At 66.6% G+C, this 15428-nt stretch carries 11 protein-coding genes; all 11 read left to right on the top strand.

Annotation, left to right across the window (positions count from 1 at the left end):
- Window positions 1-150: 150 nt before the first annotated feature.
- The 11 genes from glf (at window position 151) to fadD32 (ending at window position 15418) form a co-directional block, all read left to right on the top strand.
- Window positions 151-1425 (top strand): UDP-galactopyranose mutase, encoded by a 1275-nt coding sequence (gene glf, locus ACVT6V_RS04725; RefSeq protein WP_489898659.1) that lies wholly within the window; start codon window positions 151-153, stop codon window positions 1423-1425.
- Complete coding sequence (locus ACVT6V_RS04730) at window positions 1426-3360, top strand: glycosyltransferase (RefSeq protein WP_489898660.1); 1935 nt, start codon at window positions 1426-1428, stop codon at window positions 3358-3360. It abuts the gene before it with no gap.
- On the top strand, window positions 3341-3916 hold the full coding sequence (locus tag ACVT6V_RS04735; RefSeq protein WP_489898661.1) for a phosphatase PAP2 family protein: 576 nt from the start codon (window positions 3341-3343) through the stop codon (window positions 3914-3916). Before ACVT6V_RS04730 ends, ACVT6V_RS04735 begins: the two co-directional genes overlap by 20 nt.
- A gap of 65 nt (window positions 3917-3981) precedes the next feature.
- A complete protein-coding gene (locus ACVT6V_RS04740) occupies window positions 3982-4902 on the top strand; it encodes a decaprenyl-phosphate phosphoribosyltransferase (RefSeq protein ID WP_489898662.1) in 921 nt (306 codons plus the stop codon).
- Window positions 4889-7225: an arabinofuranosyltransferase AftB family protein gene (locus tag ACVT6V_RS04745; protein WP_489898663.1), complete on the top strand. Its 2337-nt coding sequence runs from the start codon at window positions 4889-4891 to the stop codon at window positions 7223-7225. Before ACVT6V_RS04740 ends, ACVT6V_RS04745 begins: the two co-directional genes overlap by 14 nt.
- A 340-nt stretch (window positions 7226-7565) precedes the next feature.
- On the top strand, window positions 7566-8555 hold the full coding sequence (locus ACVT6V_RS04750; RefSeq protein ID WP_489898664.1) for an alpha/beta hydrolase: 990 nt from the start codon (window positions 7566-7568) through the stop codon (window positions 8553-8555).
- Between the two features lie 288 nt (window positions 8556-8843).
- Complete coding sequence (locus tag ACVT6V_RS04755) at window positions 8844-10307, top strand: alpha/beta hydrolase-fold protein (RefSeq protein ID WP_489900705.1); 1464 nt, start codon at window positions 8844-8846, stop codon at window positions 10305-10307.
- Window positions 10308-10561: 254 nt separating this feature from the next.
- A complete protein-coding gene (locus ACVT6V_RS04760) occupies window positions 10562-11107 on the top strand; it encodes a DUF732 domain-containing protein (protein ID WP_489898665.1) in 546 nt (181 codons plus the stop codon).
- A gap of 3 nt (window positions 11108-11110) precedes the next feature.
- Window positions 11111-12109 (top strand): cutinase family protein, encoded by a 999-nt coding sequence (locus tag ACVT6V_RS04765; protein WP_489898666.1) that lies wholly within the window; start codon window positions 11111-11113, stop codon window positions 12107-12109.
- 170 nt (window positions 12110-12279) lie between these two features.
- On the top strand, window positions 12280-13266 hold the full coding sequence (locus ACVT6V_RS04770; protein ID WP_489898667.1) for an LLM class F420-dependent oxidoreductase: 987 nt from the start codon (window positions 12280-12282) through the stop codon (window positions 13264-13266).
- Window positions 13267-13516: 250 nt separating this feature from the next.
- Window positions 13517-15418 carry a long-chain-fatty-acid--AMP ligase FadD32 gene (fadD32, locus tag ACVT6V_RS04775; protein WP_489898668.1) on the top strand — a complete coding sequence of 634 codons (1902 nt, stop codon included), beginning with the start codon at window positions 13517-13519 and terminating at the stop codon, window positions 15416-15418.
- The last annotated feature ends 10 nt before the right edge of the window (window positions 15419-15428 follow it).

Here is a 15428-nt window from a genome sequence, read left to right on the forward strand (position 1 = left end):
GCCCCTGACGATCTTCGATGGAGTTTCGGACCCAAGGGCTCCAGGTCGATGACCCAGGATAGCCGCGATCGGGATTTTCGTCACCGGCCCACCCCGGCCGCGCCGTGTGCACGGCGATTACTCAGGGTGGGTCCGTTACCCTGAACTTCCGTGGCAGGCAATAGTCAGGACTCGAGCAGTCGGGTCGACGGCACCCCAGGTGCGTCTTTCGATCTGATCATCGTCGGTTCCGGGTTCTTCGGGTTGACGATCGCCGAGCGGGCGGCAACCCAGCTCGACAAGAAGGTTCTGGTCGTCGAGCGTCGGCCGCACCTCGGCGGCAACGCATACTCCGAGCCGGAGCCGACGACCGGCATCGAGGTCCACAAGTACGGTGCGCATCTGTTCCACACCTCCAACAAGCGGGTGTGGGACTACGTCAACCAGTTCACCGACTTCACCGGCTACCAGCACCGGGTGTTCGCGATGTATCAGGGACAGGCTTATCAGTTCCCGATGGGGCTGGGTCTGGTGTCGCAGTTCTTCGGCCGCTACTTCACGCCCGACGAGGCGCGCGCACTGATCGCGGAGCAGTCCGCCGAGATCGACACCGCCGACGCCAAGAACCTCGAGGAGAAGGCGATCAGTCTGATCGGCCGCCCCCTCTATGAGGCCTTCGTCAAGCACTACACCGCCAAACAGTGGCAGACCGACCCCAAGGAGCTGCCGGCGGGCAACATCACCCGGTTGCCGGTCCGCTACACCTTCGACAACCGCTACTTCAACGACACCTACGAAGGACTGCCGGTCGACGGCTACACGGCGTGGCTGGAGAAGATGGCCGCCGACGACCGCATCGAGGTGCGTCTGGACACCGACTGGTTCGACGTCGGTGACGAGCTGCGGGCCGCGTCGCCGTCCGCGCCGGTCGTCTACACCGGACCGCTGGACCACTACTTCGACTACTCGGCCGGTCGGCTCGGTTGGCGAACCCTGGATTTCGAGACCGAGGTCCTCGACACCGGCGACTTCCAGGGCACCCCGGTGATGAACTACAACGACCCCGACGTCCCGTACACGCGTATCCACGAATTCCGCCATTTCCATCCGGAGCGGAATGACTATCCGTCCGACAAGACCGTCATCATGCGCGAGTACAGCCGTTTCGCCGATGCCGACGACGAGCCGTACTACCCGATCAACACCCCTGACGACCGCGCCAAGCTGGCCGCGTATCGCGATCTGGCACAAGCCGAGACCGCGGCGAACAACGTGCTGTTCGGCGGGCGACTGGGCACCTATCAGTATCTGGACATGCACATGGCGATCGCCAGCGCGCTCACCATGTTCGACAACACCCTGGCGCCGCACCTCACCGACGGTGTGCCCCTGGGTGAACCGGCACCGGGAGCCAAGCGAGCGGGCCGAAACGAAGAGGCGGAGTAGATGACCGTGACCGACGCGCAGACCACGTCGAACGATGCCGGACCGGCGTCGAAGGCGAAAACCCTTCTGCAGCGGGTGATCCTGCCGCGCCCGGGTGAGCCCATCGACGTCCGTTCGCTGTATCTCGTGGAGTCGGGCGACAATCCGCGACGGGCACACGCCCCCAGCCGCACCTCGGTCGTGCTCGGCGCCGAGTCGGAGGTCAGTTTCGAGACCTACTTCAACGCGTTCGCCGCGGCCTACTGGCGCCGCTGGAGCATCCTGACCTCGGTCGTGCTGCGCGTCGAGGTCATCGGGACCGCACGCGTGGACATCTACCGGTCCAAGATCGACGGCTCACGGATTGCGGTCGACGGCGACCTGATCACCACCGACGAATCCGGCCGCGGCGTCATCGAATTCGAATGTGACCTGGGTCCGTTCGAGGACGGCGGCTGGATCTGGTTCGACATCACCACCGACACCGACACCGAGATCGTCGCCGCCGGTTGGTATGCGGCCATCGACAGCCCCACCGGGGATGACACCAAACGGGTCACGGTCGGCATCCCGACGTTCAACCGGCCCGACGACGCGGTCAGCGCGCTGGCAGCATTGACCTCGGATCCGTTGGTGGACGAGGTGATCGACGCGGTCATGATGCCCGACCAGGGGACCCGCAAGGTGGTCGACGCCCCCGGCTACACCGAGGCGGCCGCCGCGCTCGGCGATCGACTGAACATCTTCGACCAACCCAACCTCGGCGGCTCGGGCGGATATGCGCGCATCATGTACGAGGCGTTGCGGCGCAACGACTCTCCGTATGTCCTGTACATGGACGACGACATCATGATCGAGCCCGACTCGATCCTGCGGGCTCTGGCCATGTCGCGGTTCGCCAAGACGCCGATGCTGGTCGGCGGGCAGATGCTCAACCTGCAGGACCGCAGCCACCTGCACTGCATGGGCGAGGTGATCAACCGCGACAAGTTCATGTGGACGGCCGCGCCCTTCGTCGAATACGACCACAACTTCGCGAAATACCCTCTGCGCGACCGGGAGAACTCCAAGAACCTGCACCGGCGCATCGACGTCGAGGGCAACGGCTGGTGGATGTGCATGATCCCGCGGGAGTGCGCCGAACAGATCGGCCTGCCCATGCCGTTGTTCATCAAGTGGGACGACTGGGAGTTCGCGCTGCGCGCGGCCAAGGCCGGCTACCCGACCGCGACGGTGCCCGGGATCGCCATCTGGCACATGGCGTGGAGCGACAAGGACGACGCCATCGACTGGCAGGCGTACTTCCATCTGCGCAACCGGCTCGTGGTGGCGTCGCTCACCAAGGACGGCCCGATCGACGGCATCCTGAAATCCATGGTCAAAGCGACGGCGAAACATCTTCTGTGCCTGGAGTATTCGACGGTGGCCATCCAGAACGAGGCCATCCGGGACTTCCTTGCCGGACCCGACCACATCCGGAGTCTGCTGCCGACCGCGCTGCCGAAGATCGCCGAGATGCGCAAACAGTATCCGGACGCCGTGGTCCTGCCGTCGGCGACCGAGCTGCCGCGCACGAGCGGTCAGGCGACGCACCTGGGCACCAACGTCCCCGAGGGCAAGGTCGCGAAACTCAAGTCACTGGCCGCGGCGATGGCCCGCAACGCCCGCCCGGCCGACCCGCGCCACCACGAGGTGCCACAGGCCAACTACCCGCCCGTCGAGGCGCGCTGGTTCAGTCTCGGTCGGGTCGACGGCGTCACCGTCACCACCGCCGACGGCCGCGGTGTGGTCTATCGCAAGCGTGACCGCGACAAGATGATCGCCCTGGCCAAGGAGTCGGCGTCGCTGGTCCGTGAGCTGAAGGACCGGTTCCCGACGTTGCGCGAGACCTATCGCGACAAGCACCAGGAACTGACGAGTCAGGAGAGTTGGGCGCGTGTCTTCGGAATCGACTGAGCAGATCGCACCGGCGTCGGGTGAAGCCGACGCCCTGGTACGGATCCAGTCGGCCCTCGTGGATCGTCCGGGCGCGGTCCCGGCCGCGCGGGGCCTCTCCCACTTCGGTGAACATTCTCTGGGATGGCTGGCGATCGCCGGCGCGGGTGCCGCGTGGGCGCACCGGCGCGGGGACACCGAAGCCCGGCGGCGGTGGATCGAAGCCGGTGTCGGCGCATTCGGCGCGCACGCGGCCTCGGTGATCATCAAACGTGTGGTGCGCCGGCCCCGCCCCGACCATCCTTCGATCACGGTGGGAGTGTCCACGCCGAGCCGACTGAGCTTCCCGTCGTCGCATGCCACCTCGACGACCGCGGCCGCGATCCTCATCGGTCGCGCTGCCGGGCTTCCACCGGCGGTGCTGCCCGCCGCAATCGTCCCGCCGATGCTGGTGTCGCGACTGGTCCTCGGTGTGCACTACCCGACCGATGTCCTCGCGGGGGCGGCGATCGGAGCGGCGAGCGCGGCCGCCGTCGCGGCGGGTGACAGACTGTTCGCGACAAACGATCGCGGGTAGTAGACCCGCCCATCGCCAACGACCGTCGCGAAGACGCGAGCCAGGAACGAGATGAGCCCGAGGACATGAGCGAAGAGCCGATCGAGCACGAACCGGTGTTGGCACCGCCGAAGAATCTGGCGACCGGTCTGATCAAGGCCGTCCGCCCCCGCCAGTGGGTCAAGAACGTCCTCGTCCTGGCAGCGCCATTGGCCGCGGGCAGCGTGGGTGAAGGGGATGTGCTCGGACCCGTCGCGATCGCGTTCGTCGCGTTCTGCCTGGTCGCGTCGAGTATCTATCTCATCAACGACGCCCGCGACGTCGAATCCGATCGCAACCACCCGACCAAGCGGTTCCGTCCGATCGCCGCGGGAGTGGTGCCGGTGCCGACGGCCTACGGACTCGCCGCGGTCCTCGCGGTGGCCTCCCTCGCGGTCTCGTTCGTCGCGAACTGGCAGACCGCGGTGGTCATCGCGATCTATCTCGGCATCCAGCTCGGCTACTGCTTCGGGTGGAAGAATCAGCCGGTCATCGACATCTGCATCGTGTCGTCGGGCTTCTTGCTGCGTGCCATCGCCGGTGGTGTGGCGGCCGAGATCGCGCTGTCCCAGTGGTTCCTGCTGGTGATGGCGTTCGGCTCGCTGTTCATGGCCGCAGGCAAGCGTTATGCCGAGCTCCAGCTGGCCGAACGCACCGGCGCCAAGATCCGCAAGGCGCTGCAGTACTACACGACCACCTATCTGCGCTTCGTCTGGACGCTGTCGGCCACCGCCGTGGTGATCTTCTACGGACTGTGGGCCTTCGACAAGAACTCCGGCCACGACACGAACGTCGCGTACGCCGTCTCGATGGTGCCGTTCACCATCGCCATCCTTCGCTACGCCGTCGACATCGACGGTGGCCAGGCCGGTGAACCCGAGGAGATCGCGCTCGGCGACCGCGTGCTGCAGCTGCTCGCCGTCGCCTGGATAGTATGCGTGGGTGTCGCGGTCTATGCAGTCAACTGACGTCACCAACGCCGAGGAATCTGCCGACAGCATCTCCGACTCCGTCGACAGCACGGACGATGCCGCGAAGCGTCCCGGGCGTGGGCTGAAGGCGTGGGGCCCGCGGCAGTGGGTTCCGGCCATCAGTTTCTTCATCGGCGCGGTCACCGTCACCACTTTCTTCACGATCGGGGTCTGGCAACGGCGCTGGATCGCCGATGACGGACTCATCGTCCTGCGCACGCTGCGCAATCTGTTCGCCGGCAACGGTCCGGTGTTCAACGCGGGGGAGCGGGTGGAGGCCAACACCTCGACCGCGTGGACCTATCTGCTGTGGTTCTGGGCGTGGGTGACCGACGGTCAGCTCGAATACGTCGCCCTGTGGGTGGCGCTGGTGCTGTCGGTGTCGGCCATCCCGATCGCCATGTACGGCACCGCCCGCCTCTATCGCACGCGGCTCGGTGGGATCACCGGCGACGGACTCACACTGCTGCTACCGTTCGGCGCGATCGTCTACATCGCCCTGCCGCCCGCCCGTGACTTCGCGACGAGCGGACTGGAAAACGGTCTCTGTGTGTTCTGGGTGGCCGTGCTGTGGTGTCAGCTGGTGGCGTGGAGCCGCCGACCGGGACGCAGCGCGACGGCCTGGCAGCGTGCGGCCACCGTGACCCTGGCGTTCACCGCGGGTTTGGCCCCGCTGATCAGACCGGAGCTCACCATTCTCGGCGGCCTGGTGCTGGTGATGGTGGTGCTGGCCCCGACGTCGTGGAAGATGCGGATCGCGATGATCGTCGCCGCCGCGGTCCTGCCGGTCGGCTATCAGATCTTCCGGATGGGGTACTACGCGCTGCTCGTGCCGAACCCTGCGGTCGCCAAGGACGCGAGCGGCTCCAAGTGGCATCAGGGCTTCGTCTACCTGGGCAACTTCTTCGGCCCCTACGCCCTGCTGCTACCGGTGATCCTCGCGATCATCGCCGGGATCATGATCGCCGGCGGTCATCGCCTGGCGCGGCAGCGACGTGCTGCCGAGGGTGCCGATCCCGACGCCGCCGGTACTGATGCCGCCGGTACTGATGCCGCCGGTACTGATGCCGCCGAGTCCGACACGAACCTGCCGTCCCGACTGGGTCGGTGGTCGGTGGCCCTGCAGACCCCGACCGCGGTGGTCGTGGTCTTCCTCGTCGCCGGACTGATCGGCGGCATCTACTGGCTCCGTCAGGGTGGCGACTTCATGCACGGCCGCGTGCTGCTGGTGCCACTGTTCACGCTCCTGCTGCCGCTGATGGTGCTGCCGGTGACGATCCCGGCCCATCTCCGCGAGGCCTTGGGTCGTTCCCGCCCGGCCGACGACGCCGCCGGCGACCGCCCGTCGTGGGATACCGACGCCGACGAACCTGACCTCGACGGAACCCCCGATCGCGCCGACGGAACCCCCGATCGCGGCGACGGAACCCTCGATCGCGCCGACGGAACCCTCGATCGCGCCGACGGAACCCTCGATCGCGCCGACGGAACCCTCGATCGCGCCGACGGAACCCTCGATCGCGCCGACGGAACCCCCGATCGCGGCGACAGTCGGCGTCGGACACGCCTGCAACTCGTCGGCTCACTGCTGTTGAGCGCGATGTGGGTGACCACGGTGGTCTGGGCCGTCGTGGTCCACGAGAACGTCCTGCCGAACGCCGGCATCGACATCGGCCGCAGCGGCATCGTCGACGAACGCCGCTTCTACGTCACCAACATGGGCAACGAGAACCCGGTGACCGCCGAGGACTACCTCGACTATCCGCGCGTCCGGGCGATGGTGGAGTGGATCGACAAGTTCCACGACGAGGGCGGCGTCATCCTCCCGTCGTTCAACTACGACGAGTGGTACATCGCGAAGCTGCCCGGCAACATCGCGCCCGACAAGCGCAAGCTGACCGTGTACTTCCTCAACCTCGGCATGACGAGCATGAATGCGCCGCTCGACGTCCGCGTGATCGATCAGATGGGACTCGCCTATCCGCTCGCCGCGCACACCGAACGCCTCGAGGACGGCCGCATCGGGCACGACAAGATCCTGCCGTCGGAGTGGGTGGTGGCCGAGGCCGGCGCCTATCCGCGCAAACCGGTCCTTCCCGGCTATCTCGACGAGGACACGGTCCGGGAGGCCCAGGTCGCGTTGACCTGCAAGGAGACGAAGTCCCGATTCGAGTCGTTCGAGGCGCCGTGGACGTTCGAGCGGTTCAAGCTCAACCTCAAAGAGGCCTTCAAGTTCACCGACTATCGGATCGAACGCGACCCCGAGTACGAGATCGCGCGGTGTGGGCTGCAGATGCCACCCCGCATCAACCCACGCTGAGCGGGGTAAACCCTGCCGGTTTGCCCGGAAACATCTCGAATCGGTAACGTTCGCGCCGACCTGGTCGATAGATCAACGTGACCAGGGCACCCGGGCTCTGGCCACATAACGTTTCGCTGACGAGCGAGTGTGAGTGCAATCACATGGTTTGTCAGCGTTGGGGGTATGCAATAGGCTCCCGAAACGGTGCCGAACGCCGAATATCGGCTGTTGCGCGAGCGGTTTCGCCTCGCTCGCGGCATCGGTTCGGGGGAGGACAGCGGCCGGGTGTCGTAAACGGATCCGGCGGATCGGGGAGGATTTCCCTGGTCCGGTGGATGACAGAGGGAGAAATCAGTCGATGCGTGAAGCTTCTGCCACGCCACGGATGACCGGCCGGTCGCACAACCGGTACATCGCCGCGTTCATCGCGATCGCGACAGTGATCGGACTCGCCGGCGTCGTCGGCGGTGCCGGACAGGCCGACGCACGGATCGGGGGCACGTCGGTCGGCCGCGAGCAGTTCTATGTGAACGGCTGCGGCATGCCGAACGTGAAGGTGCGCGCCTGGAAGCGTCCGGGCAACTACAAGACCGTCATCCTCCTCGACGGTATGCGCGCCCAGTACGACTACAGCGGCTGGGAGATCAACACCAACGTCCAGGAGATGGTGCGCTCCGGCGTCAACGTCGTCGAGCCCATCGGTGGTCCGGCCAGCTTCTACTCGGACTGGGATGCGCCGAGCAACTTCAACGGCCAGAAGTACACCTACAAGTGGAACTGCGTCATCACCAACACCCTCGTCCGCGCACTCGACGCGCGTGGCTACCGGGTCGGTGCCGGCCGCAAGTACGCGATCGCCGGTCTGTCGATGGGCGGTAACGCCGCACTCGTCATCGGTGCGCAGAACCGCCGCAACTTCGACCGCGCCGCATCGCTGTCGGGCTACAACTTCTTGAACGCACCGGGCATGCGTGCCGCGCTGCGCCTGGCGATGTTCGATGTCGATCCCAAGCCGTGGAACATCGACTGCATGTGGGGCCCGCCGTGGAGCCCGCGCTGGATTCAGAACGATCCGTTCATGAACATCAACCGCATGCACGGGATGAAGATCTTCGTCGGCTCCGGCAACGGTCTGTTCGGTCAGTACAACGCCCTGCCCAACGTGTTCGACGACCTGTTCAAGGGTTCGACGCTCGAGGTGCTCGCGTTCACGCAGGCCAAGGCCTTCGAGGCGGCTGCGGCGCTGCAGGGACTGCCGGTCATGACCTACGACGCCAACGGCACCCACGCCTGGGGCTACTGGCAGGACATGCTGTGGAACGCGAAGAACCGAGGGTTCTTCCGCTGACCCTGCGCCGGTCGGACGCCTGACCACGCAACAGCAGTCACAGAAATCCCACGCGTAACAGCGTGGCGCACGCAAAACAGAACGCCCTACGTGTAAGAAACACGTAGGGCGTTCTGTTGTTTGTGAGGCTGCTGTGACTTTTGGGGAAAGAGTTACACACTCACCTGGTTGAACGCCGTGTTGCTCAGGTGGTGTGAAGGAGTCCCGAGGGTGAACTGGCGAGTTGTCCGTAGTCCGCAGACGCGCGGTGGGTGGGGACGCGACATGACGGCCCCCCGTCGTGTCGCGATGGGTCTGGCAGGTGCTGCCGCGGTGGTGCTCGTCGTCACGGCGCCAGGGGTGCCTGCCGGCGCCGCACCGGCACCGCAGCCGGGTGCCCCGGCCGCACCCCCCGCGGCGCCTGCCGCACCCCCGGCGCCTGCTGCACCCCCTGCGGCGCCTGCCGCGCCCGCGCCGCCTGCGGCACCCCCCGCGGCGCCTGCTGCGCCCGCGCCGCCTGCGGCCAAGCCCGTGGCGGCCACCAATCAGCCGGCCCGGGTGACCAACACCTTCTGGTACTCCGATCGTCGCGTGGCCCTGTGGGTGCACTCCCCGGCGATGGACACCGACATCCAGGTGCAGATACTGCTGGCGCGGGACTGGTGGTCCAAGCCGACAGCGAGGTTCCCGCAGCTGATCACGCTGGACGGGCTGCGGGCGCAGGAGGACCAGAGCGGTTGGATAATCAACACCGACATCGAGGACTTCTACCGCGACAAGAACGTCAACGTGGTGTTGCCCATCGGCGGCGAATCCAGCTTCTACACGAACTGGAAGGAACCGGACAAGGGCAAGAACTACCAGTGGGAGACGTTCTTGCAGCAGGAGCTCCCGCCCATCCTGGAAGGGCAGTGGCGGTCCACGGACGTGCGGGGCATCCAGGGGCTGTCGATGGGTGGTTCCGCGGCGGTGATGCTGGCCGCGCGCAACCCCGGCTTCTACAAGTACGTGGCGTCGTACTCCGGCATCCTGCAGATGACCTCCTATGGCATGCCGCAGGCGATCCAGTTCGCGCTGCGTGACGGCGGCGGCTACGACTCGATGAAGATGTTCGGTCCCCCGAGTGATCCGGCGTGGAAGGAACACGATCCGTATCTGCTCGCCGACAAGCTGCGCGGCACCAGCCTCTACATCTCCTCCGGCAACGGCATGGTGGGCCCCCACGACAAGCCCTCCGACATCCCGATGCTCGCCACCAACTACTCCGGCGTGGGCCTGGAGATCCTCAGTCGCGTCACGTCGCAACAGTTCGCGATCAAGCTGAACCAGCTGGGCATCCCGGGGCAGGCGGTCTATCGGCCGTCGGGCACCCACACCTGGCCCTACTGGGAGTTCGAGATGCAGCAGTCGTGGCCGCAGGCGGCCGCAGCGCTCGGCCTCAACGGTGACCACCCGGCCTGCCGCGCCGGGTTCCCGAAGACCTACGGACCCAACAAATCGACCTTGGGCGAGTGTCTGACCCCCGTCTACGGGGTCCCGGGCGGCAAGGCCCAGGACTTCCGTGGCGGCCGGATCATCACCGGACCGAAGGGCCCGAAGATCGTCGGCGGCGGCATCGGCGGGGCCTACGTCGGGGCAGGCGGTCCCGGCGGCAAGCTGGGTCTGCCCACCAGCGACGAGTTGCCCACCCGTGACGGCAAGGGCCGGTTCAACACCTTCCAGCACGGCAAGATCGTCTGGACCGCGAAAGACGGGGCCAAGGTCACCAAGTGACCGCCCGTCCCGACTGCGGCCCGCGGCGGCGTCTCGGAGCCAAACTGAGCGCAGCCGTCGGCGGGCCTGAAACTTCGCTGAGGAATCGCGACGTTTCCGCTGGTCGGGCGGGTCGCTGCGCGTGGGGCGACCTCGCGAGGCTGTAGCCTGACGCCAGGTGGGTCGTCGAGCGGCGAGTCCCACCGCAGCCCGTGTGTGTGGGCCGGGGCGGCAGTCGACCAGGACGCCGTCCGGGCGCGATGAGGAAAGTGACGATGACCAGAAAGCTGCTGCAACTCGCGATCGCCGGGGCCGGACTCGCGCTCACGCTGGGTTCGGTGTCGGCGTGTGCCGACGACTCGACGGCGACCGCCCCCATCACGAGCAATCCGGTCACCACCACCTCGATGTACTCGACGACCGCCCAGTCGGCGACGTCGAGCGCGACCGCCGCGCCGACGTCGACCGAGGCGCAGAAGCAGTCCGAGTCCGTCGGCACCGCGCTGCCGGCCACCGCACCCGACCCCAGCACCGACGTCCCCAAGAGCTTCCCCGGCCCGAACGGCCAGCAGGTGGGCGCGAAGGGCCAGGCGTATCTCGCCGCCCTCAAGTCGCAGAACGTCACCTTCATGGGCGACACCGACAACTCCGTCGCACTCACCATGGCCGAATACGTGTGCAACGAGCGGCGCAAGGGCACCGACCCGGTGACCGTCAAGGCATTCGTCACCGCCTCCGTGGGCCCGGGCACCAAGACGGTGGCCGAGGCGAACGCCAAGGCCGACAAGGTCATCAAAGCTGCTGACGAGCACTACTGCTGATACGTGAGTGCCCGGAGAACGCAGCGCCCCAAGCGGCGACTGCCACGACTGCTGATCTTCCTCGGCCTGCTCGCGATCCTCGCGATCATCCTGATCGTGGTGCTGGTGATCGTCCTGCTGCAGCCGGGGCCGCCCCGCATCCCGATCGGCCCGGGACCGTCGACGACGACTCCGAGCAAGGAGCGTCCCGAGGCCCAGTCGGCCGACTGCCCGGATGTGCTGACCCTGGTGATCCCGGGCACCTGGGAGTCATCGGCGGGCGATGACCCGTACAACCCGACCGCCAATCCGCGTTCCCTGATGCTGCGGATCTCCAGCGAGCTGGCCGACCAGTACCCGTCCTCGCGCACCAGCGTCTACACGGTGCCCTACATCGCGCAGTTCCGGAATCCGACGAACCTCGGCGACCGGCAGGCCGACTACAACGTCTCACGCACGCAGGGATACAAGCGGGCGGCGGGCAAGATCATCTCCACCAACAAGAGCTGCCCGCTGACGCGCTACGTCATCATGGGCTTCTCTCAGGGTGCGGTCATCGCCGGTGACCTCGCCAGCAACATCGGTAACGGCCGCGGGGTGCTCGATCCGTCCGATCAGGACCTCGTCCTGGGCGTCGGACTCATCGCCGACGGTCGTCGACAGCCGGGCGAACAGAACGACATCGGTCCGTCTCCCGACGGTGTCGGAGCCGAGGTCGCGCTGGCCGGAATGGGCAAGCTGGTGCCCGGCATCACCATGACCGGTCCCCGCGACGGCGGCTTCGGCGAGCTCCGCGACCGTGTCGAGTCAATCTGTGCGCCAGGCGATCTCATCTGTGATTCGCCGTCGGTCACCAACCCGATCGGCGCGGTCGGACAGCTCGCCGGAGCCATCAACAACCCGGTGCACGCCCTCTACGCGACGCCGCGATACTGGTCGCTGGACGGGACCACCGCCACCCAATGGATGTACGGCTGGGCCGACGACGTGATCCAGAACGCACCACACCCGAAACACAATTAGGCCCACAGCGGCGCGGGACTGGGTCAAAGGTCCCAATTGTGGCGTTGTCGGTCGCCGGTCACGTTCTGTCCACGATTCGTTTGGTGGTGCCCTGACGCTGCATTAACGTGTGGGGGCGATCGGGCGCGTGCCCACCACGACGAGCGCGAACGCGCATGAGGAGACAGTTGATGAGCGAAACCGGGAACCTGCGCAAGTTCCGGTTCGGCGCCGGCGGTGAAGGCAACAAGGACGAGGGTGGCGCCCGCAAGTTCGTGAAGCTCGCGCAGACCGCCGAGGAGTACGGCTACGACACGTTCGCCGTGCCCGACCACCTGGGCAATCAGGTCGGTCCGATCGCCGCGCTCGGCGCGCTCACCCAGGCCACCACGACCATCCGTCTTGCCACGTCGGTCCTCGCCAACGGGTGGCGTCACCCGGCGCTGCTGGCCAAGGAGGCCACCACCATCGACGTGCTCTCCAAAGGGCGCCTCGAGCTCGGTATCGGCGCGGGCTGGATGAAAGAGGAGTTCGACAAGGCGGGCATCGAGTTCGAGTCGCCGGGTGTACGCATCCGCCGGCTCGACGAGGCACTGACCGTTCTCGACGGCCTGATGCGGGGCGAGACGGTCGACTTCGCGGGCGAGTTCTATCAGATCAACGGACTCGAGGGCAGTCCGCGACCGCGGCAGGGCCCGCGGCCGCCGATCGCCGTCGGCGGTGGCGGACCCAAGATGCTCGCACTGGCCGCCAAGCACGCCGACATCATCTCCGTCGCGCCGAGCACCACCCGGGACGGCAAGATGCGGCTGTCGGACATGACGATCGGCAAGACCGCCGAACGCGTCGAGGCCATCCGTGAGGCGGCCGGGGACCGGTTCGACGACATCGAACTGAACTGGACGATAGCGGTCATCGTCATCACCGACGACCGTGAGGCGACCGCCGAGATGGCCCTCAAGGCGCTCGACCAGGGATACCCGCCGAACATCGAGCGCGACGCCGAGTTCACCGTCGACGATGTCCTCCATTCGCCGTACCTGGCGATGGGTACGTTCGAGGAGATCGCCGATCAGATTCGTGAGGTGCGGCGCCGGACCTCGATGTCCTACGTCGGCGTCTTCCCGACCCAGATGGATGCGTTCGCGCCCGTCATCCAGCTTCTCAAGGGGGAGTAGGATTGCCGACGGCTTGACCGCATAAGGCGAGGTGAACGGGCCTGAACCGCTTGCGAGAAGTGCGTCATGTCCGGATTGCGGGAGTGTGAAGGTGCAGTTGACGATGATGAGTTTTTCGAACAGGTAACGATTTGGACTACCGTGACCGCGGTAGTACCGACGGGCGTGGATAGCGTAGGCCGTGGCATATCGGGGAATGTCGACGGTTCGGGGGAAGGCGCGGTCCACGTGGGGGCCACAGGAGTAATGGATGCTGAACACAGAATTTGAGCAGTTCCTCGATGAGAACGGACAACTGCATTTCACCGAGGACGCCACGCTTGTCGACTATGTCGAACGCAATGTGCGCGAGGAGGCGGACACCCTCGCCTATCGCTACATCGACTACAGCCGCGAGCGCGACGGCGAGGCCCAGGATCTGACCTGGGCCCAGTTCGGCAAGCGCCTTCGCGCGGTCGCCGCACGCCTGCAACAGGTCACCAAGCCGGGCGATCGGGTGGCGATTCTGGCGCCGCAGTCGCTCGAGTACGTGATCGGCTTCTTCTCCGCGCTCTACGCCAGCAACATCGCGGTTCCGCTGTTCTCGCCGGACGAGCCCGGCCACACCGACCGCCTGCACGCCGTCCTCGGCGACTGCAAGCCCACGGCGATCCTCACCTCCACCAAGTCCGCCGAGGCCGTCCGCGACTTCTTCAAGCCGCTGCCCGCCAAGGAGCGTCCGCGGGTCATCGCCGTCGACGCGGTACCGGATTCGGTCGGGTCGAGCTGGGTCGCGCCGGTCGCCGGTAAGGACCACAACAAGGACACGGTCGCCTACCTGCAGTACACCTCGGGTTCCACCCGCGTGCCCGCCGGCGTGGAGATCACCTACCAGGCCGTCGCCGCCAACGTTCTGCAGATCTACGACACCATCGAGATCGACCGCAACGCGCGCGGCGTCACCTGGCTGCCGATGTTCCACGACATGGGGCTGCTCACGGTGATCCTGCCCGCACTGGGTGGCCGCTACATCACCATCATGAGCCCGCAGGCCTTCGTCCGGCGCCCGGGCCGGTGGATCAAGGAACTCGCGGCGGCCAGCGACGGCGCGGAGACCTACGCCGCGGCGCCGAACTTCGCGTTCGAGCATGCCGCGGTCCGTGGGCTGCCGAAGCCGGGCGAGGAACTCGACCTGTCCAACGTCATCGGCCTGATCAACGGCTCCGAACCGGTCACGGTCAGCTCGATGAAGAAATTCAACGACGCATTCGAGCCGTACGGCCTGCCGAAGACCGCGATCAAGCCCTGCTACGGCATGGCCGAGGCCACGCTCTTCGTGTCCGCGACACAGCGCGAGAACGAGGCCAAGGTCATCTACGTCGACCGCGACGAACTCAACGCCGGTCAGTTCAAGGTCGTCGACCAGCACGCGCCGAACGCCGTCGCGCAGGTGTCGTGCGGTCAGGTCGCGGTGAGCCAGTGGGCCGCGATCGTCGATCCGGACACCTCGACCGAGCAGCCGGACGGCCACGTCGGCGAGATCTGGCTGCACGGCCTCAACATCGGCGCCGGCTACTGGAACAAGCCGGAAGAGACCGAAGAGACTTTCGACAACACGATTGAGGTGAAGCTCCCCGAGGGCAGCCACACCGAGGGCGCCGGGCCGGATGCGACCTGGATGCGTACCGGCGACTACGGCGTCTGGCTCGACGGCGAGCTCTACATCACCGGCCGCGTCAAGGACCTGGTCATCGTGGACGGCCGCAATCACTACCCGCAGGATCTCGAATACAGCGCCCAGGAGGCCAGCTCGAGCCTGCGTCCGGGATTCGTGGCCGCGTTCTCGGTGCCGTCGAATCAGCTGCCGTCCGTCGTCTTCGAGCAGTCCACGAGTGGTCTGAAGTTCGACGCCGACGACGCCTCCGAGCAGTTGGTGATCGTGGCCGAGCGGGGCCCGGGCAAGCGTCACGACCCGCAGGAGATCGCCGACACCGTGCGCGCCGCCATCGCGGCCCGCCACGGTGTGATGGCCCGCGACATCCTGCTGGTCCCGGCCGGATCGATTCCCCGCACCTCGAGCGGCAAGATCGCCCGCCGGGCCACCCGTACCGCCTACATTGACGGCAGCCTGCGCGGCGGTTACAAGCAGACCGCGTTCCCGGACGCCGAATAAACCCCGAACA

Source organism: Gordonia sp. LMA167 (assembly GCF_058130025.1).